Annotated in this window: 20 protein-coding genes; 16 read left to right on the top strand and 4 right to left on the bottom strand. The window is 53.0% G+C overall.

Going from position 1 to position 22,290, the window contains the following annotated elements; translation table 11 throughout:
- Window positions 1-105: 105 nt before the first annotated feature.
- From KI809_RS16210 to KI809_RS16200, 3 genes are read right to left on the bottom strand one after another with little or no spacing between them, the layout of a single operon-like run.
- A complete protein-coding gene (locus KI809_RS16210; protein WP_214172632.1) occupies window positions 106-1,194 on the bottom strand; it encodes a 6-phosphofructokinase in 1,089 nt (362 codons plus the stop codon).
- Window positions 1,195-1,237: 43 nt separating this feature from the next.
- On the bottom strand, window positions 1,238-2,161 hold the full coding sequence (locus KI809_RS16205; RefSeq protein WP_214172631.1) for an ROK family protein: 924 nt from the start codon (window positions 2,159-2,161) through the stop codon (window positions 1,238-1,240).
- Window positions 2,162-2,163: 2 nt separating this feature from the next.
- On the bottom strand, window positions 2,164-2,661 hold the full coding sequence (locus tag KI809_RS16200) for an HIT family protein (RefSeq protein ID WP_214172630.1): 498 nt from the start codon (window positions 2,659-2,661) through the stop codon (window positions 2,164-2,166).
- A gap of 268 nt (window positions 2,662-2,929) precedes the next feature.
- Here KI809_RS16200 and KI809_RS16195 point away from each other — a divergent pair, with 268 nt between their 5' ends.
- From KI809_RS16195 to KI809_RS16120, 16 genes are all read left to right on the top strand, one after another.
- Window positions 2,930-5,185, top strand: coding sequence for an NADP-dependent malic enzyme (locus tag KI809_RS16195; protein ID WP_214172629.1), 2,256 nt, complete (start codon window positions 2,930-2,932; stop codon window positions 5,183-5,185).
- Window positions 5,186-5,377: 192 nt separating this feature from the next.
- Complete coding sequence (locus tag KI809_RS16190) at window positions 5,378-6,124, top strand: class I SAM-dependent methyltransferase (RefSeq protein ID WP_214172628.1); 747 nt, start codon at window positions 5,378-5,380, stop codon at window positions 6,122-6,124.
- Window positions 6,121-7,578, top strand: a complete 1,458-nt coding sequence (locus KI809_RS16185; protein ID WP_214172627.1) for a B12-binding domain-containing radical SAM protein — start codon at window positions 6,121-6,123, stop codon at window positions 7,576-7,578. Before KI809_RS16190 ends, KI809_RS16185 begins: the two co-directional genes overlap by 4 nt.
- A gap of 17 nt (window positions 7,579-7,595) precedes the next feature.
- Window positions 7,596-8,543 carry an ABC transporter substrate-binding protein gene (locus KI809_RS16180; protein WP_214172626.1) on the top strand — a complete coding sequence of 316 codons (948 nt, stop codon included), beginning with the start codon at window positions 7,596-7,598 and terminating at the stop codon, window positions 8,541-8,543.
- Window positions 8,544-8,566: 23 nt separating this feature from the next.
- Complete coding sequence (locus KI809_RS16175) at window positions 8,567-9,289, top strand: ABC transporter permease (protein ID WP_214172625.1); 723 nt, start codon at window positions 8,567-8,569, stop codon at window positions 9,287-9,289.
- A gap of 3 nt (window positions 9,290-9,292) precedes the next feature.
- Window positions 9,293-10,078: an ABC transporter ATP-binding protein gene (locus KI809_RS16170; protein WP_214172624.1), complete on the top strand. Its 786-nt coding sequence runs from the start codon at window positions 9,293-9,295 to the stop codon at window positions 10,076-10,078.
- Window positions 10,075-11,451, top strand: coding sequence for a B12-binding domain-containing radical SAM protein (locus KI809_RS16165; protein WP_214172623.1), 1,377 nt, complete (start codon window positions 10,075-10,077; stop codon window positions 11,449-11,451). The genes KI809_RS16170 and KI809_RS16165 overlap by 4 nt, the downstream gene beginning before the upstream one ends.
- A gap of 115 nt (window positions 11,452-11,566) precedes the next feature.
- Window positions 11,567-12,304, top strand: coding sequence for an energy transducer TonB (locus KI809_RS16160; RefSeq protein ID WP_214172622.1), 738 nt, complete (start codon window positions 11,567-11,569; stop codon window positions 12,302-12,304).
- 60 nt (window positions 12,305-12,364) lie between these two features.
- A complete protein-coding gene (locus KI809_RS16155; protein WP_214172621.1) occupies window positions 12,365-13,306 on the top strand; it encodes an AAA family ATPase in 942 nt (313 codons plus the stop codon).
- Between the two features lie 41 nt (window positions 13,307-13,347).
- Window positions 13,348-14,166, top strand: a complete 819-nt coding sequence (locus KI809_RS16150; protein WP_214172620.1) for a DUF58 domain-containing protein — start codon at window positions 13,348-13,350, stop codon at window positions 14,164-14,166.
- Window positions 14,159-16,063: a transglutaminase TgpA family protein gene (locus tag KI809_RS16145; RefSeq protein WP_214172619.1), complete on the top strand. Its 1,905-nt coding sequence runs from the start codon at window positions 14,159-14,161 to the stop codon at window positions 16,061-16,063. The genes KI809_RS16150 and KI809_RS16145 overlap by 8 nt, the downstream gene beginning before the upstream one ends.
- Window positions 16,064-16,140: 77 nt before the next feature.
- Window positions 16,141-18,546: a tetratricopeptide repeat protein gene (locus KI809_RS16140; protein WP_214172618.1), complete on the top strand. Its 2,406-nt coding sequence runs from the start codon at window positions 16,141-16,143 to the stop codon at window positions 18,544-18,546.
- Window positions 18,547-18,841: 295 nt separating this feature from the next.
- A complete protein-coding gene (locus KI809_RS16135) occupies window positions 18,842-19,069 on the top strand; it encodes a hypothetical protein (protein ID WP_214172617.1) in 228 nt (75 codons plus the stop codon).
- A gap of 145 nt (window positions 19,070-19,214) precedes the next feature.
- Entirely contained in the window at window positions 19,215-20,606 is a 1,392-nt protein-coding gene (thrC, locus tag KI809_RS16130; protein WP_214172616.1) for a threonine synthase, read from the top strand.
- An 18-nt stretch (window positions 20,607-20,624) separates the two neighbouring features.
- On the top strand, window positions 20,625-21,290 hold the full coding sequence (yrfG, locus tag KI809_RS16125) for a GMP/IMP nucleotidase (RefSeq protein ID WP_214172615.1): 666 nt from the start codon (window positions 20,625-20,627) through the stop codon (window positions 21,288-21,290).
- A 26-nt stretch (window positions 21,291-21,316) separates the two neighbouring features.
- Complete coding sequence (locus KI809_RS16120) at window positions 21,317-21,619, top strand: HigA family addiction module antitoxin (RefSeq protein ID WP_214172614.1); 303 nt, start codon at window positions 21,317-21,319, stop codon at window positions 21,617-21,619.
- Between the two features lie 57 nt (window positions 21,620-21,676).
- Here the strand turns inward: KI809_RS16120 and KI809_RS16115 are convergent, their stop codons facing one another.
- Window positions 21,677-22,204, bottom strand: coding sequence for a hypothetical protein (locus tag KI809_RS16115; protein ID WP_214172613.1), 528 nt, complete (start codon window positions 22,202-22,204; stop codon window positions 21,677-21,679).
- Between the last annotated feature and the right edge of the window lie 86 nt (window positions 22,205-22,290).

Genomic DNA, 22,290 nt, shown 5'->3' with positions numbered 1-22,290 from the left:
GATCTCTGCTGTATCGATCCGGCACATATCCAGAATCGCTGTGCTAAATGTACATTTCGGCCCGGCAAACGGAAACTGAAGCCACAGTTAAGGGAACACATCAGCCTAGCGCCCCAGCATTATCCCCAGTTCCTCAGCAGCATTGACCATCTGGCCCCGGGGGTTTACCAGTTTAAGCCGGCGAACCGCTTTTTCTATCTTGACCGAACGGATCTCTGTCCCTCTGAGACAGACCATCTCCCCGAAAATGCCTTTCTCTATAAGTTCAAGGGCCTTGATGCCGAAGCGGCTCCCCAGGCAGCGGTCAAATGTTGACGGAGAGCCGCCGCGCTGCAGATGCCCCAGTACGGTAACCCGGGAATCCATGTCGAGACATTTGCCAATCCGTCGCGACACGTACTCGCCGATGCCCCCAAGCCGCTCAACCTGGTGGCGCAGGTCCGGGCCCGACTTTACAACCCTGTTGCCCCCCTTTTCCATGGCACCCTCAGCAGCGACAATAATACTGAAACGGCTCCCCCGCGATCTTCGCCGTTCAATGGACTCACAGATTTTTTCAATCGAAAAAGGGATCTCCGGGATGAGAATAACGTCAGCCCCTCCGGCAATTCCTGATTCGAGGGCAATCCAACCGGCATAACGCCCCATGACCTCCATCACCATGACCCGGTGATGACTCTCTGCCGTTGAGTGCAGTTTGTCGAGCGCGTACGTTGCTGTCTCCAACGCCGTGTTATACCCGAAGGTGACGTCAGTCTCAAGCAGATCATTGTCGATCGTCTTCGGGACGCCGACAACCGGCACCCCCTTGCGCATCAATTCCAAGGCTATCGTTAAAGAGCCTTCGCCACCGATGGCAACAAGGGCATCAATGCCGGCACGACTGATGTTATCAACCACTCTATCCGAAATATCGACAATCTCAAGCTTTCCGTCTTTTTCGACTGGGTAGGAAAAAGGATTGCCGCGATTGGTGGTTCCGAGAATCGTGCCTCCACGAGGGAGTATACCCCTTACCTCGTTGAGCCCCAGTGGCCTCATCTTGGATTCTTCAAGCAGGCCGTCAAAACCGTCTTCAATGCCAACGACTTCCCAGCCCCGCTTGAGAATTGCCCCCTTTACCAGAGCGCGAATAACCGCATTCAGGCCCGGGCAATCACCACCGCCGGTTAAAATACCAATCCGCTTAGCCATTTATCCTCCCGAAATATCTACATTAGCTGCGACAGGCAATGGATCAACGGCTAAAACGTTCCAACGCCACTGCTGCCGCCCCCAATACACCAGCATCATCATTAAGCTCACCTTTGATTATTGTCACCCCTGCGGCCGAAGGCCTGTATGCCCGCAGGTCAATCTCTGCCCTCATCGAACTCTGCATGAGAGCAAAACTGGCAGCAACTCCTCCGCCGATGATAATCGCGGCAGGGTTCAGCAGGTTTACCACAGCTGCGGCAGCAGCCCCGAGATAGCGGCCGGCATCACGGAAAAGAGCTATTGCCTGGGCATCGCCGGCAGTGGCCAGGGCCGCAAGGGCTTCCACAGAAGCATCTCTGATCATAATACCCTGCTCCCCGGCAATTGCCAGTAGAGCAGTGGCGGATGAGTACTGCTCGACGCAGCCGTGATTGCCGCAAGGACACGCTCTGCCATCTGGAACCACTGTTAAGTGACCAAATTCCCCGGCAAAACCGTCGACGCCGGTCCAGAGGTTCCCGTCAAGGACCAGCCCTCCGCCAATGCCGGTGCCGATGGTAATCATGATAAATGTACGAAACGGGCGACCCGCGCCAAAACGGTGCTCGCCGCAGGCAGCGGCATTGGCATCGTTGACTACAGCAACCGGCAGGCCGGTTACGGCCTGGAGTTCAGATTCCAGGTTCAGCCCTGCGCAATGCTGAAGGTTGACCGACGAAAGGATCTGCCCCGATGGAGCGATAAGGCCGGGCATGCCGATGCCGACACCGGTCAAGCTGCCTGCGCCACTCAACTCTGTGGCCATGAACCCGACATTCTCGTTGAGTTTGCTGAGAAAGGCTGCCCGGTTCATCGGCGTAGCAATGCGTCTCCGAGCCACGATTTCACCATCAGCTCCGACCAGGGCAAACCTGAGATTTGTCCCGCCGACATCGATCCCCACGACATAGTGCTGGTTCGCCACAGCTACGACCCTTCCCCGGCATGAGCTGCAAAATGCGGCTTGAGACGCTTGTAAGTTGTCACTAAATCCTCAGGGATCACTCGTGTTTCTGCGGTCACAGCCATGTAATTGGAATCACCGTTCCACCGCGGCACAATATGATAATGCAGATGCTCTTTCACCCCGGCGCCGGCAGCCAGACCGAGGTTCATACCGATATTGAACCCATGGGGAGCATATTCAGCGTTAAGGACATTGCATGACAACCGGACCATCCTGGCAAGATCGAGCAGTTCCGTATCATCGAGGTCATTCATGGTTGCGGTATGCCGGTAAGGAATGGCCATCAGGTGCCCACTGGTATAGGGATAGATATTGAGAATAACGAACGAGGCGCGTGATCGAAACAGCACCAGCCGCTGTCGGTCCTGTTCCAGATCATCGCCGATGCAGAACACGCAATCTTCAGATTTCGCCCCGGCAATGTATTCCATGCGCCACGGGGCCCAGAGCCGCTCCATTCGTTCCACTCCATATATTCAGTAAAATGACTCCGGCAGTTGAAGATAAATAGTAACGGAAAACTGGTGTTTGACAACCGTAAGAAGCAGTCTATAACTGCTGATAGATGAAAACTTTTTGTGTTTTACTCTGAATAAACCTTGACATAGCCTTGATTATGGAAATAATGTAAAACGACTTTTGATTGGTGGCGGTATCGCACAAGATCCGCACCCAACTACCTTAACATCCAATTTTACTCTAAGTAAAATACAAGGGGGTAACAGAATGGGAAAAAGAGAAGATGCATTGGATTATCACTCCAGTGGCCGCAAAGGGAAAATAGAAGTTATTGCTACGAAACCGTGTCTCACATCCCGTGACCTATCGCTCGCCTATTCTCCAGGCGTAGCTGAGCCATGCCTGGAAATTGAAAAAAATCCCGAAGACGCTTACAAATATACAGCCAAGGGTAACCTGGTGGCGGTTATTTCCAATGGAACAGCGGTTCTGGGGCTCGGCAACCTGGGCGCACTGGCCGGCAAACCGGTCATGGAAGGGAAAGGTATTCTTTTCAAGCGCTTTGCCGACATAGACGTCTTTGATATTGAGGTTGACAGTGAAGACCCGGAAGAAATCATCAAGTTCTGTCAGCTTATAGAACCTACCTTCGGCGGGATCAACCTGGAGGACATCAAGGCCCCTGAGTGCTTTCACATCGAGGAAGAGCTGAAGAAGACCATGAACATCCCGGTCTTCCATGATGACCAGCACGGCACGGCAATCATCTCCGCCGCAGCTCTGACCAATGCACTTGAGCTCATCGGCAAAAAGATGGAAGAAATCAAGATCGTGGTGAACGGCGCCGGGGCATCCGCCATTGCCTGCGCCAACCTGGCCATCTCCCTCGGCGTAAAAGCAGAAAATCTCATTATGTGTGACACCAAAGGGGTTATTTACAAGGGTCGCACCGAAGGGATGAACAAGTATAAAGAACGGTTTGCCGTAGACACCACGCTGCGCACCCTGGAAGAGGCGGTAGTTGGGGTCGACGTCCTGTACGGACTTTCCTCGAAAGGCGCATTTACTCCTGACATGGTTCGTAAAATGGCAAAAAACCCGATCATCTTTGCCATGGCAAACCCGGATCCGGAAATTACTCCCGAAGAGGCACAGGCTGTCCGTGGCGACGTCCTGATTGCCACCGGCCGCTCCGATTATCCGAACCAGGTCAACAATGTACTCGGCTTCCCCTTTATTTTCCGCGGCGCCCTGGATGTCCGGGCATCATCCATCAACGAAGAGATGAAAAAGGCCGCTGTACGCGCTCTGGCAGAGCTTGCGCGCGAAGAGTGCCCTGATTCTGTTTGCCGGGCCTATGGCAACGAGAAATTCTCTTTTGGACCGCGATACATTATCCCCAAACCGTTCGATCCGCGGGCGCTGCTCCGCGTTGCCCCTGCAGTGGCGCAGGCAGCAATGGACTCCGGTGTGGCAAGACAGCCCATCGAGGACATGGAAAAATATGTCGAGCATCTTGAATCGCTCCAGGGCAAAGCCAAGGAAACCCTGCGCGGCATCATCAACAAGGCCAAGAGTGATCCGAAACGTATCGTCTTCCCTGAAGGTGACAACGAAAAGATCCTTAAGGCTGTACAGGTGCTGGTTGAAGAAGGAATCGCCCACCCAATCCTCATAGGAAACCATTCCAAGATTCGGACTGCCATTGAGGAGCTGGGGCTGGATCTTAACGGCGTGCCGATAGTCGATCCGGAAACTTACGCAAAGTCTGATGAGTACGCGGAAGAGCTTTTCCGGCTCCGCCAGCGCAAGGGGCTTACCCTGTCCGAGGCAAAGAGGATCATGCGCAGGAAATCAAGAACTCATCTCGGCTGCATGATGGTGCGCCAGGGGGATGCCGACACGCTTCTCGGCGGCATCGATACCCACTACCCTGAAACCATTCGTCCGGCCCTGGAAGTCATAGGCAAGCAGGAAGGGCTTTCCAGCGTCCACGGCCTGTATATGATGGTCTTCAAGAAAGGGATCATCTTCCTCGCAGATACCACGGTCGATATCGACCCAACTGCAGAAGAGCTGGCCGAAACTGCCATTCTCGCCGCGGAAAAAGCCAAGATGCTCGAATTCGAGCCCAAGGTTGCCATGCTCTCCTTCTCCAACTTCGGCTCAGTGCTCCATCCGGATACGGTCAAGGTGAAAAAGGCGGTAGAGATCGTCAAGCAGAAGGCGCCAGGTCTGGAAATAGACGGCGAGATGCAGGCGGATACCGCTCTGGTCCCGGAAATCCTTCAGAAGAACTACCAATTTTCGACTCTTAAAGGGTCGGCAAACGTCCTGATCTTCCCGGACCTCAACTCAGGCAACATCAGTTATAAGCTGCTTAACAGAATCGGTGGCGCTGATGCAATCGGTCCGATCCTGATGGGGATGAAAAAACCGATCCATGTCCTGCAGCGGGGTGACGATGTGCTCGACATCGTCAACATGGCGGCAATCGCCGTGGTTGACGCGCAGAACAGCTAATCACAATTATTCTAACTCCAGAATAAACTGTCGTATATAACCCCTCTTTAATCGAAGAGGGGTTATTTTTTATGAATTAAATTGATACTATTAGCTGTCTCTGATATATAAAAACGGTTTATGTGAAGTTGAGGCACACTCCCTTCTTCCTCGCAAATTCTTTTACCGCAAAACTCGACATTTGGAGTACTGATGAACAGGGTAATCAATCAATTTACCACCAGGGCAGAGACGTACTCTGCTTCTGCCAACTGGATATCCGATGAAAAACTAATCAATACCCATATTGAAGCCTGCGGGCAAAGATCAGCGGGACACCTGCTGGAGCTCTGTTGTGGAACCGGTATGGTAGGCAGAAAATTCTCTGCTGCCGGCTGGAATGTGTGCGGAATCGATCTGACCAAAGCCATGGCCGAAGAGGCCAACAGGTTTTTCCCCTGCATCTGTTCACCGGCAGAAGAGGTTCCTTTTCTGGATGGCGCTTTCGATGTCGTCTTGCTGCGCCAGGCTTACTTTCTTCTGGATAACGGCCAGAAGGTTTTGGAGCAGGCCCATCGGGTGTTGAAACCCGGCGGGTTTTTTGTCTTCAGCCAGACTGTGCCGTTTTCAGCGGAAGACACCCCGTGGCTGGAACATATTCATCGTACCAAGCAGGCCCAACTGCAACGGTTCTTTACTGAAGCAGACCTTGCCGAAGAGTTGGAGCGCACATTTTTTTCTGTGCGGGAAACCCGTCGCCTTATGGTAAGGGAAAACATAACTGGTTGGCTAGCCGCAGCTCCGGAACTATCTCCGGAGAAACAAACCGAAGTGTGCGCCCTGATTGCTGGCGCCCCAGAACCTTATCGCACTATTCACAAGGTCGAAGCAGTTGACGGACAGGTACTAGAAGACTGGAACTGGGTGATATTCACAGCAGAAAGAAAACCTGGCAGATGACCTCCTCACAGAACTCGCCGCAAACAATCTGCAGAATCGCAGCACTCCCCCTGCCACACGAAGCCGTACCAAAACTCACCACACCAATTGCACTGCTGGTCCCGCCATCTGTCTTTGTCGTACCCCGTGGCTGGGAATGGACACATAGCGCCCCTTTCGAAGGGCCGTCGATTCTGGCGGCATTGATAAAGGGACTGGGATATCCCTTCAGGCTTTTCGACCAGAGAGAATATTTTGACCCGGAAGATATCCGCGGAATTGCTGATGGGTACGACATTGTCGGCATCAGTGTCTGGGGTGACAGCTTCAGCTATGTTCGCCGTGTAGTAGAGATACTCAAGGAAGAGCGCCCCGAAAGACCTATTATCCTTGGTGGACCACTTGCCAGTGCCATCCCGGAACTGATGATGAAAACAACTGCGGCAGATTTCGTGGTGGCCGGTGAGGGAGAGCTGACCCTTACTGAGCTGCTGGATCACTTGACGGCGAACGAGTTTGCTCGCCCTCTTGATACTATCCTCGGCCTCACCTGGAGGGATGATTCAGACACCATACGGCACAACGCTCCACGCCCCCAGTTGACAGACCTCGACATTATCCCATTCCAGGACTTTTCAGCCTGGGATCGATTCAAAGACAAAGAAGTACCGGAGCTTTATCTCTCCTACTCCCGTGGCTGCGCATGCAACTGCACCTTCTGTTATCGCGCCTTCCCAAAGCTGAACTACAAGTCAGTCGAACGAGTCAAACGTGAGATAGACTACTACAGCTCCACAGGTTTCCGGATGGCATGGTGGAATGATCTCACCTTTGTCACCGACCGTACCTACGTTCACCGGCTGATGAAAACAATTTTCGAGCACCATCAGTTCCGCTGGACAGCATTCAGCCGGGTTACAGGACTGGACGAAGAGACGCTGGTTATGATGAAGGAGAACGGGCTGGATATTGTTCTCTACGGCATGGAATCGGTTTCCTCGTCGGTTCTAGAGAGTTACCACAAGGGAATCGCCAAAAGTGCCATGATCGAAACTATCCAGTTGCACCGCAAATGCGAAGTGAAAATCGGCGGGCTGTTCATCATCGGCGCTCCCAACGACAACCAAGAAAGCATGGATGAACTGGTTGCGTTCTGCAACGAATTCAAAGAGGTGACGAGAGTCAAGTACCTCTCTGCGCTGCCGGGGACAGCGTTCTACCGCCAGTGCCTGCGGGACGGCTTGATCACAGACGAGGTAAAACACCTGGAGTGGCTCTCCCTGGAGCAGTCAGTGGAAGAGGATATCGATCAGCCAGGATTCGTGAAATTCACGTCTCATCTGACCAGGAACGAGTTGCGTGCAATCTACCGTGACATCAATTACCGCATAGAAATTCGCCCCTACGACTACCGTATCCAGGACAACTTATTCCTGGACGAAGCTGAGAAATTCCGAACCAGAAAACCTTGTTAAATGGAGGATTGAAACAAATGACCCCCTTGAGGCTCTTGCTGTCAATTGTTGCAGCATTCTTCTTTATTGCCGCTACAGCGATGGCGGCCGATGCGCCGACAACTGTGCGAATAGCCTATCCCCAGGCCGGAACGAACATAAGCGCCCAAGTCGGAATGGTGCTCGAGAAGACCGACATCCTCAAAAAGAACGGTTTTGCACCCGAGATGTTCGCAATGTCCAATGGGCGTGACATGAAACTGGCGCTGGTCAGCGACAAGGTGGACATCATCATGACCAGCGAGGCAAATTTCGTGGTTCTGCTGGCAGAAGGCTTTGAATCATATGGAATTGCCTCCCTCGGTGAAGGGGGAAACATGGCCCTTACTGTCAAGACCAATTCCGGCATCGAGCGCCCGGATCAGCTGCGTGGCAAAACGGTAGGCACCATTTTCGGCACATCTCTCCATCGTCCTGCAATTGAATGGACCGAAGGGGTTACCGGCGTGAAGATCATCAGCATGCCGAACATAGGAGCACTGGTGGCAGCCCTGGAATCGAACAAGATCGATGCCGCAATGCTGTGGGACCCGCACCTGACTGACGGGGTAACTAAAGGGAGTTTCAGGGTTCTCAGACAGGAACCACTGGAGCTTATCGCCATTTCCTCAAAGAAGTTTGCCGAGAGAAACCCAGGTGCACTGGAGCGTTTCCAGAAGGGATTCAAGGAGGCGGTGTTTTATTTCGTCACCAACAAGCAGCAGGTAAACAAATGGTACAGCGAGGTATCAAAGGTTGACTATAAGCTAATTGACAAGGTTTCCCGAATCAACAGAAATTATGACAAAAAGCGGCTAGAGAAGATCGATATCAGGATCAGTCCCACTTTTATTGACAAGATGAAAAAGACCGGCGCCTTTTTGCAAGCCCACAAGATTACAACCAAAAACCCGGCCATCGAAAGTGCGGTCAGAAATCCTAAATGATCCTGCTTAGACGTTTATTTTTTATGTTCAGCCCCTTCGTCATCGCGCTGCTATTGTGGGGAGGTTTGTCGGCGGCAGGAAAGATCAACCCTTTCATTTTGCCCCCCCCGATTTCTGTCCTGCGGGCGCTTGTGGAGGCCCTGGCCTCCGGTGAGCTTTTACAGGGAACTATCTCTAGCCTGGGAAGGGTTGGAACCGGTTTCGGCATCTCGCTGATAACTGCCATCCCTCTGGGAGTGCTGGTCGGAAGCAGCCCTGGAGTTAGAAACTTTGTTGCCCCCTTGCTGAATTTTCTCCGGCCGATCCCTCCACTCGCCTGGATTCCGCTTGCCATCCTCTGGTTTGGGATCGGCAACGGCCCTTCATATTTTTTGACAATGATCGCATCGTTCTTTCCGATACTGACAAATACCATCACCGGGGTAGAAAACGTGTCCAAACAGCATCTGGCGGTAGCACACTGCTTTCAGGCCAGCAGGACTTCAATCCTCTGGGATATTATCATCCCCTCATCTCTACCGATGCTCATTTCAGGCGTCAGGACCGGTTTTGGCTTTGCCTGGATGGCGGTGGTGGCGGCCGAGATGATTGCCACCCGTTCCGGTCTGGGCTACCTGATTTACACCAGCCAGGATCTTTTGAAAACCGACCGGGTCCTGGTTGGCATGCTGGTAATAGGCCTGATCGGCATGCTGGCTGACACCCTGTTGGTATGGTTGCACAAACGCCTGGTCCACTGGGTTTGACATATGCTCTTACTTGACTGCGTAAACTTCCGATATCCTCACAAAAGGCATGGGAACGAACTTTCCCCATGGGTGCTTAAAGATATCTGCTTCAAGGCTGATGCCGGCGAGTTTGTTTCAGTGATAGGACCTTCGGGATGCGGAAAATCGACATTGCTGGCCCTTATCTCCGGACTGCTCCGACCCTCTGAAGGGCGAGTATTGGTTAACGGCACAGAGGTTACAGGACCCTCCAGGACGCGTGTAATGATCTTCCAGGGGCACCTGGTGTTCCCCTGGAAAAGCGCTGTGCAAAATATAGAGTTCGTGCTCAAGTCACGCGGGATCCCCCGATATGAACGTCGCGACATGGCACTCGATTATCTGAGCAAGGTACGACTTGAATCGTTTGCGGATGCTTATCCTCATCAACTGTCCGGAGGCATGCAACAGCGAATCGGCATTGCGCGAGCTCTTGCGGCCGAACCTGAAATCCTGCTCCTGGACGAGCCGTTCAGTTCACTGGATCTTGTCACCAAATGTGCCGTCATAGATGAACTCAAGGAAATCGCAACACAGATGCGGAAAACTGTGGTTCTTGTGACCCACAACTTGGACGAAGCCTTCTATATTGGCCATCGTGTGCATCTCATGGCAGCATCTCCAGGCCGCATAACAACTACTTTCGATCTAACTGAGGGCAAACCTGAACAGCTGCTAGCCCTTGGGAGATCACGCGAGTTCCAGGATTTCAAGGAACAGGTTTCAACAATTATGAATGGCCACCAGGAAGAAAGGATTCACCCATGAACAGGACACCTGATGAAATCCGACTGGCTACGCTTACTACCCACCCCCGGCCCTCTGCATCCCGTCCGGCTTTTACCATCGTGCTTCCCACCTCACCGCAGGTGCCAACCCCCAACCGCGAATTCCTGCTGCAAACCCCGACTGAAGGGATCAGCCATATTGCGACGGTAGCCAAGTTGGCCGGTTGGGATGTAAAAATCCACGACCTGCGATTAGGAGAAAAGCTTGAGGATGCCTGCCGGGATTCAGCGGCACGCGGGGGCGTGGTTGCCATGCCGACCTTTATCGACTCCTATCCAGATAACCTGGCTGTGCTCAACCAAGTAAAGAAACTCAACCCTCAGATCACCACCCTTTTAGGCGGCGCACTAATTTCCTCTCTGCCAGAGCCATTGATTGCAGCCCTAAAGCCTGACTACGCAATACTCGGAGAAGGCGAGGCCGCTCTTCTGGATCTTTTGGACCATATCGAAGCAGGAAAGAAGCCGGAAGAAGCCCGTTACATCAATGGCCTCGGCCTTTGGCTTGACGGAACCACTCAGTTCACCTCACCACGCACACAGCTTATGGACCTTGATGTACTGCCGATTCCGGATCTATCCCTGTTCCCCGGAGTACAGAAGAATCCTTTCATTCCTGAGCTCGGATTGACTACCTCCCGTGGCTGTTACGGCCGTTGCTCGTTCTGCTTCCTAAACATGCGCAAACTCTCCTACAAGAGCCCCGAGCGCTTCGAACTGGAGATCGCAGAACTTACCTCAAAACACGGGACCGGCTACTTCTACATCAACGATCTGACCTTTACTTCCGACCTGGAACGTACCAGCCGGATTTGCGATGTTCTGAAAAAGTACGGAATAACTTGGTCCTGTTCAACCCGTGTAGAGAAGATTAATCCGGAACTGTTGGCATACATGCATACCTGCGGCTGCCGAGATATCTGGTACGGTGTGGAATCGGTTGATCAAACAGTGCTCGACCTGGCCGACAAGATGACCCGGGTGGAAGAGATCGAGTATGCCGTTGCCGAAACAGTCAAAGCCGGCATCAAGGTGATGGCCAATCTGATCGTAGGTCTACCGGGAGAAAGTGTCGCATCGCTAAGGAAGATGATGGATTTCTGCCGCCGGAGTGAGGTTATTCCTACATCGATAAAGTACCTTACCCCTTTCCCCGGAACCAGAATCTACGATATGGCCGTGGAGCAGGGCTTCATATCCGACCATATCAACTACCTTGAAACACTGGCGCAGCGCAAGGTCAATGATGTAAATGACTCCATCATCAATCTGACTGAACTGCCGGAATCTGAGTTACGATCAGCCTTTGAGGAATTGATGAATATCCGCCGTGAACGCCTCAAAAATTTTTGACTCATTTACTCAAGAAGTTAACCTGAAAGTTCCCATTGTGTTATATTGGCTCGTCTTGTGCTACTAACTTCAAGTCTAATGAAAGTCAAGACAACCCATTTGTTGTGCGGAGCCTATGAACGAAGATTTGCTGGACCTTAACGCAGAAGAAACCGCCGCAGTGGTACGTCCTTTTTTCCCGAAAATGATTGCCATATCGCTGGCCCTGCACGTTATTTGCGCCATTATTATTGCCGGAGGTGGTAAAGGCCGCCCCGGCGATCCGACCATCAATTACCTCGACCTTACCATGTCCGAGCCGCCGGCTGCCGTCAGCAAACCAGCTGCTCCGCCACCAGAGTTGACGACTCCGGCAGAAGACGCAGTGTTGCCCAAGGCAGAAGAGACGCCACCGCCGCCCCCCACCGAAGCGGAAAAACTCCGGCAAGAGGCACAGAATGCCGTTAAAGCGGCGGCTGACCAGCCTGAAGCTATGCAGAAAGTCTCATTCGGCCTCGGTCTGCTCAATGGGCATTTCGGGACCATCGCCGATGGCCGGACCCTGAGAAACGACATGCGGGAGTACCACCTGTCGCTGCTCAGATCCATCAATGAAAACTGGTGGAGGAACGGCAACAAGTTCGAAGGGATGAACAGCGCTATCGTGAATATCATGGTGTCCCGCAGTGGCGAGATAATCAACGCCCAGATCATGCAGAGCTCAGGCAATCCCGCCTATGACAGAGTCCTGATGAAATCTTTGATTGATGCCGGGCCGTTACCGCCACTGCCGCCGCAGTACGAATCGCAGGTATTCACCGCTCCGATCAAATTCAACCCGCCGCTGACCCTTTTTGGCTCACCATCTGGATAGTCGGCGCTGACTATTCTGTGCAGTGTGGTACACTTGTGGCACCCCCTTTGAGGTGCCTCTATGAACAACCCGCAGCGCACTGCCATCCTTGAAGTAATGGACACCGTCTCTTCCAGCTACCTGCAAGGGAAGATCAGGGCGGTTAAACTCTCCTTCATCGCCATGCTGGCCGGTGGTCACATCCTCCTGGAAGATATCCCCGGCCTGGGCAAGACCACACTGGCCCTCACCATAGCCCAGGTACTCGGCCTCACCTTCGGCAGGGTGCAATGCACCAGCGACCTTCTCCCGTCAGACATAACCGGCCTCTCCATATTCAACCGTGACGAAAACCGCTTCACCTTTGTCCGCGGTCCGATCTTCAACAATATCCTGCTGGTAGACGAGGTAAACCGCGCCACGCCCAAGACCCAGAGCGCCATGCTCGAAGCCATGGAAGAAAGAAGAGTCACTGTCGAAGGCACGACCTACAGACTGCCAGACCCCTTTCTGGTCATCGCCACCCAGAATCCGACTGAACAGGCCGGCACCTACCCGTTGCCGGAATCACAGATCGACCGCTTTCTCATCAGGACCGGCCTCGGCTACCCTCCGGCAGAGGTCGAGTGCGCCATCATCAGGAAAGGCGGGATTCGCGAGGAGATCATGAATATCTCCCCTCTCCTTTCCAGCGATGTCATCCTTAGCACCAGAAAGGCGATCCAGGATGATGTCCAGCTTTCCGAAAAGGTGACCGGCTACATCATGCAGATCATCGCCGCAACGCGAACCAACCCGCTGGTGGCGGCCGGGATATCGACCAGGGGAGGTATCAGCATTGCCCAGGCTGCCAGGGTTCATGCCTTCCTGGAAGGCCGTGATTTTGTTGCCCCGGAAGATGTCATGGCGATCGCAGTGCCGGTTGGGGCTCACCGACTGGTACTGAAACCTGAAAATGAACATCTCGACAAGGAGGAGATCCTACGCGCGGTAATAAACGACGTCCCCGTCCCGCTGGCCTGAAAATTACCCGAGCCGGTGGCTTTTATATCGCAACTACGCTATTGCTCGGATTTGCTGCGGTAAATACAGGGAACAACCTGCTGTACCTGATTGTATCGCTGCTGCTCGGATTCATGAGCATATCAGGACTCCTGGGATGGCTCAATATTCGAGGGTTGGAGTGCGATCTCGCCTTAAATGATGAAATATACTGCAACATTCCCACTCTGGTCACCCTGACCATCACCAACCGCAAGCAATACCTCGACTCCTTTCTGCTCCATGTCCAGGCAGCCGGGGGAATACGCCTGCTCACTTCCCTCCCCAAAGGAGAAACAGGGAGTAGTTCCTTCATCCGGACATTCACTCACAGGGGCAGGCACTCATTTGACACGGCAATCATCTCCTCGCCATTTCCGGTCAATTTCTTTGTCCGGGGAATGATAGTCCCGATTGCCAGCGACATTGTGGTATTTCCAGCGCCGGCCACCTCCGGAGCAAGCCCGTTCAAGGCAGACAGCTCAGCCTATGGCGAACTCCTCGGCACTGACCGCGGACTTGATGGAGAAATGCGCACCATCAGCGATTATACCGGGGTAGAGCCGCTCAAGCAGATTCATTGGCGGCTTTCTGCCCGTCAAGAGTGGTTCAAGATAAAGGAACTCGCTACAACGGCACATGCACCGGTTATTCTCGATTTGACTGCAGAGAATAACCTGATGCTTGAGGAGAAACTATCTTGGGCAACGGCCCTTATCAATAAGGCCTGCCGAGAGAACAGAGAGGTAGGACTCCGGCTTTCTCAAGAAAGGGTTATCTCTCCGGATAAAGGGCGCAGCCACAGACTGCGGCTGCTTAGGGAGTTGGCGCTTTATGCTTAGTCCGGCCAGAATCATCGAGATTCTTGTGCTGCTCGCCTCAATTATCGGGATTCTGCCGCTATATCCGTACCTGGATCTTTTTTCACGGATTCTTCTTCCGCTGGCAGCGATCTCCGGACTGGTAGTGCATAACAAAGGGATCAGGCTGCCCACGATTGTCCTTACCCTGGCCTCTATCGCGATATTCTTTAGCTATGCGACACGCTTTGGCCATAACAATGTTGCTGCTCCGGCAGCCAATCTCCTTGCCTTGCTGCTGGCAATCCGCTTTATGGGCGAGCAGAGCAGCCGCGCCGCGCTCCAGGCGTGCGCTCTCTCGGTTTTCTGTCTCGCAGCGTCAACACTGTTCGCCCTGGACCCGATCTTTCTCTTCTCGCTGATCCTGCTCTCATTTTTTATCATCAGCACCCTGCTGCTACTGACTTTTCATGAAACTGACAAGGCAATCATGTTGAACCGCTTTGAACTGCTCTCACTCGGAAAGCTTGCTGTCTGGACGACCGGCGTCTCCATCCCACTGATGCTTATCTTCTTCATTATTCTGCCTCGCACCCAATTCCCGTTATGGAATGCCTTTGCCGGCAAAGGTCAGACAACCAGTGGCGTAAGCGATCGCGTAGAGCCGGGTAGATCAACGACCATCGAAACAAGCCTGGCAGTGGCTTTCCGTGCGGAAATGCCGGCTATCGACCCGGAAGCGCTTTACTGGAGATGCGTAGTCTTCAACAGATACAGTTCAGATGCGTGGGTTAGAGAGATGCCGCCCAGCAGAGAAATTGATCGGGCCATTGCCGGTAACAGGGTACAGCAGACGATCTTTTTCGAGCCCGGTAGTTCGAGATATCTGCCGGCTCTCGACCAACCGCTCCAGGTGCGTGCTCCTCGCGCAACCACCAGCGGCGACCTGGTTACCACGCAAAACCTTGGGGGCTCCAACAGGTCAAAGATTGAAGCCATCTCAACCCTCGGAGAGACGCTCAGAGTCACTAGCATCGACCGTGAGTTTTACCTCAGACTCCCCTCGGAACTCCCGCCAAGACTGGCTGCAGTGGCAGATGCCATAAAGGGGCGCGGCAAGAGTGACCTTGAGCTGGTGGCCCTGGCCAGAGAGTTTTTTATTACCAGCAGGCTGCGTTATGCAACCACTAACCTGCCAACCGGTAGCAACCACCTGGACAATTTCCTCTTTACGGCAAAAAAAGGGCATTGCGAGTTTTTTGCGTCATCATTTGCCCTTATCATGCGCAGAGCCGGAGTTCCTGCCAGAGTTGTGGGCGGCTACTACGGCGGCGTTTACAATCAGATCGGCGGCTATTTCGTAGTCAGTGAGGATACGGCACATGCCTGGGTTGAGGTATTCATCGACGGTGTCGGCTGGCAACGGGTTGACCCGAGCCGGTGGTCGGCAGGTTTTGCCGAAATCGGCGCCAACAGAAATAGAGGAATCTTGAGACGTCTCTCAACTCTGCTGGACACCTTTACCTATTATTGGCATGCGACAGTCATCACCTATGACCTCGGCAATCAACTCAGTCTCGCGAGAAATGCCGGCGCAATGCTGCAACAGATCAAGCTCCCACGGGCCACCTCTCGTACAATGCGCATGCTTGGCCTGGGGACAGCGGGCATAATTGCATTTTTTGTTATCTTGAAATTTCGGAAAGGCCGCTCTGCCAATAGAATTGCCCTAGCCTTCATCCGCTTGTCCGGATATGATTCCCCTCCCAAAGGGAAGGGGATCCTGGAGATTGCCACAGAATGGCATAATGAGGATGCGACACGTTTTGCCACAATCTATGCCGGGGCGATATACAGAGACCGCGGAATATCGAAAGCAGAGCAACGCGAACTGGCGGCCCTGCTCCGCAACTTAAAAGCTCTTAAATCAAAGGGTTGATGCTTGACATGCAACGGCTATTACATTACTTTTCATGACATTATCTATATTTCACGCCAAGCGACACCGGGTATGAATTGAGCTCAAAAAAAGAAAAATTTATCGAGAATGCCCAGAAGCTGATCATTAAAGGGCAATTTGAAAAGGCCGTCTTTGAACTGGAACAGGCAATAGCCCTTGATCCCGGTGATCTGAAAGTGCGTCAGAAACTTGCAGAGATTCTGATACGGGTCAATCGGCAGAGTGAGGCAATCTCTCATTACGAAACCATCGGCAAATCGTTCTCCAACAGCGGCTTTTATCTAAAGGCCATTGCCGTTTACAAGCAGATTCAAAAACTCGACCCGGAAAATACGAAAACCACAATCACCCTGGCAGAACTGAACGTAAACCATGGTCTTATCGGTAATGCCCTGGCCGAGTACAGCCAGGTAGTCAACGTCTACCTGAAATGCGGCAAACAAGCTGAAGCGCTGCAGTTACTTGAGCGAATGCTTGAGGTTGACCCGTCCAATCTCAACACCATGCTCAAGATTGCCGAGACATTGTTGGCTGCAGACAAAATCGACGAGGCATTCGATGGTTATTGCCGGCTTGCCCGACAGCTTTGGGAGCGCCCGGATAAGTCAGCTTACAACCGCTTAAATGATCGTATCAAAACCCTCTTCCCCGGCAAAGGGGACCCAATCCTCAGCTCTATAAGCGCCTTACTGGAGCGGGGCGAATCAGCAGATGCCTTTGTGCAGCTGAAAGAGATCATCTCCCTGTCTCCGGACAACCTCGCAGCATGGTATCTCATGGCTGATGCCATCCGCAACTTGGGGGACACCCGTCAGCTCAAGGGGGTTCTTGCAAGAATTTCCGAGCGGTTCCCGGCAGAAATCCGGGCAAAAGAGGAACTGATCACCCTGCTGATCACCTTTCAAGAGCTGGACAGCGTTCTTGACCTCCTGGACCAGTACGGAGCGTTTTTAGCGGAAAATGGTCATGCCGACCAAGTCGCTAATTATTATAACCAGCTTCAGGTTCTGGCTCCCCAGGATACACGTCCTGTTGCAGGACTTTGCCGGCTTTTTGAAAAAACCGGGGACAGCACGAGGCTGGCCGAAGCACAGGAGCTGCTGGCAAAACTGAATAAACAACCCGAAGCCATCGAGCCTGTTGACGAAGGTATCCAGCCGATAGAGGAAATGCCGCTTACTCCTGTTGGCCCTGACAGCTCAGATATCGGGCACTCAGAACTCTCTGAATCAATACCGCCGGAGCCGCAAGCACTCGAATGGGAAGAAGAGATCGATCTTGGGTTTGAAGAAGAACCGGAACCACAGACAGTAATTCTCCCGACTCCCATGGAAGTCGCTCCAGGCGAACCGGAAGTCCCAGAAGAGCTTCCTGAGTTTTTGCCAGAACTGCTGTCAACCGAACCTGAGCAACCATGGCAACAAACGACTGATACGGCACCTCTTGAAGCAGCAGAACCGGAAGTCAGCGAAGTGGAGCTCTCTCATGTTTTTGCTCCTGAGGAGCTGGCAGAGGCTTTAGGAGAAGACGCTGAACCTGAAGATTTGGAACCACCCGAAGATACTGTGGAGAGGGTCATTCTGACAATAGAATCACCGCTCCCGGTGGAGGCATTCCTTGAACCAGCCATAGTAGAAACCATGGAGAGCCCGGTAATTGAGCAGCTGCAGGTTTCCCCATGGGACGAGATAGCTGCAGAGGAACCGGTCACCGCTGATATCCATGGAGAGCAGTCTGATCTTGCCCCGGCCGACGAACTGATGGATCTTCTGGTGGGACACCTGGAATCCTTTGACTGGACTGCAACCGACAACAGAGTTGAGCCCCAGGCCCAAACGCTCCAGGCTGAAGAGCTTGAATTCGAAGTCCTTGCCGATGCTCATGATGAAAACAGTGAGCCGCCGTCGTTTGAGCTCGAAGACCTGTCGAGCTTTGCCGAGGCACTGTTCAGCGACGAGCCGGCAACAGCCGATGCCGCCGACGATTCGGAGCAGTACAGCCTGGGAAGCTTGATCAGCGCCTTCAGGAAGGGTGTAGACGAGCAGCTTGACGATAGCGATACCGAATCGCACTACAATCTGGGCATTGCCTACAAAGAGATGGGGCTTTTGGATGAGGCTATCCACGAGTTCCGTTCCGCCGGACGGGATCCTCAGCGAGCTGCAGACTGCATAGCCCTTCAGGGGTTATGCCTACGGGAAAAAGGCGATACTGAAGGTGCTGAGTCCGTTTTCAGGGCAGGACTTGAACTGCCGGTCCTCTCGAGCGAAGCCCTCCTGAACCTCAAATACGAACTGTCGCAACTGCTCGAACAGTCAGACCGCCACCAGGAAGCGGTGACAATCTACAAAGAGATCGTCAGGGTCAACCCATCCTACCGAGATGTATCCCTCCACCTGGCACGACTTTCAGATGAAGAGGATCTCGATATCCTGATCGAACTGCACGAGGAAGGTAACTGAACAAGGTGCATATTTATTTGTTCACTTGCAGAAATATATTCACTAGTGTTGAATAGCTGCAAAACCGCCACAGGTAATCGTTTGTAGCGTTTTATCCGTATACGGCACTGTATCCCAATTAAATACAAATCCCTTTTTAGATTCCTGCCGCTTAAACCCTCCGCCAAATCAATACCACAGCATTTCAACATGTTACACAATATAAATAATATTTAATGCATTACACTTAATCATGGCACATGCAGTGCATAATAAATATTAAAGCATTTAAATTGAACCACTTGAGGAGGACGCCATGAAAAAGTTAACTACTACATTATCCGCAACCGTCGCCGCCCTGCTTCCTGCCGCCACAGCTTTTGCAGCGTCCGGAGCCCGAGAAGATAACATAGGTTTCTTTGCCTGGCTGTTCATGGGGTTCTGCGGCATCATCATAGTCGGCCAGTTCGTACCAGCCATAATGTTGATGCTTGGCATGGCGCGCGGCCTGAAAAAAGGGACCGAGGCCAAAACCACCACCTAAGTCAAGTCACAAGAACAATTCCATCGGTATCCAGAAGGGTCGCCACACTGGCGGCCCTTTTGGCTATCGGCAGAGCACCTTCTCCCCTTCCCATTTAACTCATTTCCTGATAAACTCCCGCCATCAATAAACATGGAGTCATGCGATGAAATACATCAGTACCAGAGGCGGCATTGCGCCGTTATCCTTCCGCGATGCAGTCATGATGGGGCTCGCGACTGACGGTGGACTGCTGCTCCCGGAATCGATTCCGGCAATCTCTCGGGAAACCCTCGCTGCCTGGCAGAAACTGTCATACCAGGAACTGGCGTTCGCCATTATTTCCATCTATGCCGACGATATCCCTCCGGCAGACCTGAAAGCCCTTATCGACCGGTCTTATGCCACCTTCACCCATCCGGACATAACACCGGTAGTTGCCAAAAACGGGGTTGAGATTCTGGAGCTGTTTCATGGGCCGACCCTGGCATTCAAGGACGTTGCGCTCCAGCTCCTGGGGAACCTGTTCGAATACCTGCTCAAGGAGAGCGGCAAGAAACTGAACATCATCGGCGCCACTTCCGGCGACACCGGCAGCGCTGCGATCCACGGCGTCCGGGGCAAAGAAAACATCAACATCTTCATCCTCCACCCGCTGGGCAAGACCTCACCGATCCAGGCGATGCAGATGACTACCGTCACCGACCCCAATGTCCACAACATTGCGGCCCGCGGCACCTTCGACGACTGCCAGAACATCGTGAAGACGCTCTTTAACGACCTGGCATTCAAGGAGGAGTATTCCCTGGGCGCAGTCAACTCCATCAACTGGGCGCGGGTGCTGGCCCAGGTGGTCTATTACTTCTACGCCTGGTTCCGTGTTGCCGATCAAGGCAAGAAAAAGGTCGTATTTTCCGTACCGACCGGCAACTTCGGCGACATCTTTGCCGGCTATGTTGCCAAGCTGATGGGGCTGCCGATCGACAAGCTGCTGCTCGCCACCAACGAGAACAACATCCTCAGCCGTTTCATCAATGACGGCGACTACTCGCTGGGGCATGTTGTCCCCACAGTGTCGCCATCCATGGATATCCAGCTCGCCTCAAATTTCGAGAGATATCTCTATTACCTCTATGACCAGGACCCGGCCAGGGTAAGAAATGCCTTCGCAGAACTGGCCCGTGATGGCCGCATCAGCTTCAGCAAAAATGAGATGGATCGGGTCCGTGCCGAGTTCCTCTCCCTTTCAGTTAACCAACAGGAAACCCTCGACATCATCGCCAGGTTCCACAAAGAAACCGGCTACCTGCTCGACCCGCATACCGCCGTAGGGGTAAAGGCAGCGCTCGACCTTACCGGTCCGGATCAGCAGGCAATCTGCCTGGCCACGGCCCACCCGGCCAAGTTCGGAGAGGCGGTCACCAGGGCCACCGGCCAGGATCCACCTTTCCCGCCTTCACTGGTGGGGATCGACAAGCTTCCCAGCAGATGCGAGACCATGGATGCGGATCTTGAGCAGATCAAACAGTTTGTAAAGGAAAAGGTAAAGGCCCGCTAAGGGCCTTTACCTTAGCAGATGAAGATCGACTGGAACGCCATCGACACCGTGCTGCTCGACATGGACGGCACCCTGCTTGACCGCCACTTTGACGACCATTTCTGGGTGGAACATGTGCCCAGAGTCTGGGGCCGCAAAAACCGGGTGCCTCTGGACGAAGCCAAGAACAGGCTCCATGCCATGTTCCGCTCCCAGGAGAATACCCTCAACTGGACCGACCTCGATTACTGGTCGGACCGTCTCGGCCTGGACATCCCGCTGCTCAAGCTGGAAGTAGACCACCTGATAGCAGTCCACCCCGGAGTGATCGAGTTTCTGACCTTTCTAAGGCAGAGCAACAAACAGGCATGGCTGGTCACCAACGCCCACTCCAAGACCCTCGACCTTAAAATGAGAAAAACCAGGATAAGTAGTTATTTTAACGGGATAGTATCAGCCCATGACCTGGGACTGCCAAAGGAAGAGACCAGCTTCTGGGGGAAACTGCAGGAAAAGGTCAAATACGACCCGCTGCGGACCATGCTCGGCGAAGACAGCGAAACCAACCTCGGTACTGCCCGCGAATACGGCATCCGTTACCTGATCTACGTCAGCCGGTTCAGCTCAACCATCCCCCCGGCACCATCCCCGGAATACCACTCGATCCACTATTTCACCGAACTGATGCCGGATAGCCGGAATTGAGATTTTCCACTAACGAGGTCCCAATTATGAGCACCCGCGATCTGCCACCGGTCCATCCCGGCGAAATCCTTTTGGAGGATTTCCTGAACCCGATGGGGATCAGCCGCTACCGGCTGGCCAAGTCCATCGGCGTCCTCCAGCGCCGTATCGATGAGATCTGCGCCAGCAAGCGGTCGATCACCGCAGATACCGCCCTGCGGCTGGCCCGCTTCTTTGGCACCGATGCCCAAAGCTGGATGAACCTCCAGACCGAGTATGACCTAACCACCGCAGCAACTCTCAGCGAACGAATTGAGCGCGAAGTCAAGCCGTGGAAAGATGCGGCGTAATAAAAAGGGGACAGGCTTTATGAAGACCTGCCCCCTATCACTATCAGTTCGTGCCCATCATTTTTTCGACAACTTCCATCGATAGAAATACCCAAACCCGCCGCGATACATTGTCAGACTATAGATGTCGCCGACTTTGTATGATTTCCAATCCTTTAGGGGAACGCTTAAATGGATCTCCCGCCCCTCAAAGTGAACATACAAGTAGGTACTAGGCCCCATACGCCCCGAGGAATCGGCTTTTTTAACAATAGGACCTGACACAACAACCGGTTCGTCACTGCCGGTAAGGGCATTGGCAAAATTGAAGTATCCGATAGAGCCATAAGTTAACAATACCCCACCAAGCACAGGTGCAACAATTAGCCAGGCTTTTCGAAAAATGCTTTGACTAGCTCGTTTATTACAATAGGATAGTAGACAAAATAGAACCACAATTGGTGGTGCAACCCAGATGTATGCCATTCTTATGGCCCAATCGCCAGCCGCGCCTTCAGAGTCCAACTGTAATACTAAAACTACTGATAATAATAGAAGAGGTATAACCACCCTGAAAGTCAAGCCGTCCAGATCACCTTCCGTCAACTCTCGCCTTTTCAACCGCTGCCAGAAAGCTGACCAACACCACTTTTCTTTGGTTTCTTGCGCGAGTTCGTTGTCATTTGTGAGCC

Source organism: Geoanaerobacter pelophilus (assembly GCF_018476885.1).
Lineage (GTDB): Bacteria > Desulfobacterota > Desulfuromonadia > Geobacterales > DSM-12255 > Geoanaerobacter > Geoanaerobacter pelophilus.
Note: the sequence above shows the minus strand (reverse complement) of the source record. Positions and strands in the feature narration are given on the sequence as shown.

What these genes read in the sequence shown, in the direction of transcription:
- KI809_RS16160 (WP_214172622.1), top strand. Translation starts at nt 11,567, where the DNA reads ATGAACGAAGATTTGCTGGACCTTAACGCAGAAGAAACCGCCGCAGTG.
- thrC (WP_214172616.1), top strand. Translation starts at nt 19,215, where the DNA reads ATGAAATACATCAGTACCAGAGGCGGCATTGCGCCGTTATCCTTCCGC.
- KI809_RS16170 (WP_214172624.1), top strand. Translation starts at nt 9,293, where the DNA reads ATGCTCTTACTTGACTGCGTAAACTTCCGATATCCTCACAAAAGGCAT.
- KI809_RS16175 (WP_214172625.1), top strand. Translation starts at nt 8,567, where the DNA reads ATGTTCAGCCCCTTCGTCATCGCGCTGCTATTGTGGGGAGGTTTGTCG.
- KI809_RS16165 (WP_214172623.1), top strand. Translation starts at nt 10,075, where the DNA reads ATGAACAGGACACCTGATGAAATCCGACTGGCTACGCTTACTACCCAC.
- KI809_RS16195 (WP_214172629.1), top strand. Translation starts at nt 2,930, where the DNA reads ATGGGAAAAAGAGAAGATGCATTGGATTATCACTCCAGTGGCCGCAAA.
- KI809_RS16210 (WP_214172632.1), bottom strand. Translation starts at nt 1,194, where the DNA reads ATGGCTAAGCGGATTGGTATTTTAACCGGCGGTGGTGATTGCCCGGGC.
- KI809_RS16145 (WP_214172619.1), top strand. Translation starts at nt 14,159, where the DNA reads ATGCTTAGTCCGGCCAGAATCATCGAGATTCTTGTGCTGCTCGCCTCA.
- KI809_RS16180 (WP_214172626.1), top strand. Translation starts at nt 7,596, where the DNA reads ATGACCCCCTTGAGGCTCTTGCTGTCAATTGTTGCAGCATTCTTCTTT.
- KI809_RS16120 (WP_214172614.1), top strand. Translation starts at nt 21,317, where the DNA reads ATGAGCACCCGCGATCTGCCACCGGTCCATCCCGGCGAAATCCTTTTG.
- KI809_RS16135 (WP_214172617.1), top strand. Translation starts at nt 18,842, where the DNA reads ATGAAAAAGTTAACTACTACATTATCCGCAACCGTCGCCGCCCTGCTT.
- KI809_RS16155 (WP_214172621.1), top strand. Translation starts at nt 12,365, where the DNA reads ATGAACAACCCGCAGCGCACTGCCATCCTTGAAGTAATGGACACCGTC.
- KI809_RS16200 (WP_214172630.1), bottom strand. Translation starts at nt 2,661, where the DNA reads ATGGAGCGGCTCTGGGCCCCGTGGCGCATGGAATACATTGCCGGGGCG.
- yrfG (WP_214172615.1), top strand. Translation starts at nt 20,625, where the DNA reads ATGAAGATCGACTGGAACGCCATCGACACCGTGCTGCTCGACATGGAC.
- KI809_RS16190 (WP_214172628.1), top strand. Translation starts at nt 5,378, where the DNA reads ATGAACAGGGTAATCAATCAATTTACCACCAGGGCAGAGACGTACTCT.
- KI809_RS16185 (WP_214172627.1), top strand. Translation starts at nt 6,121, where the DNA reads ATGACCTCCTCACAGAACTCGCCGCAAACAATCTGCAGAATCGCAGCA.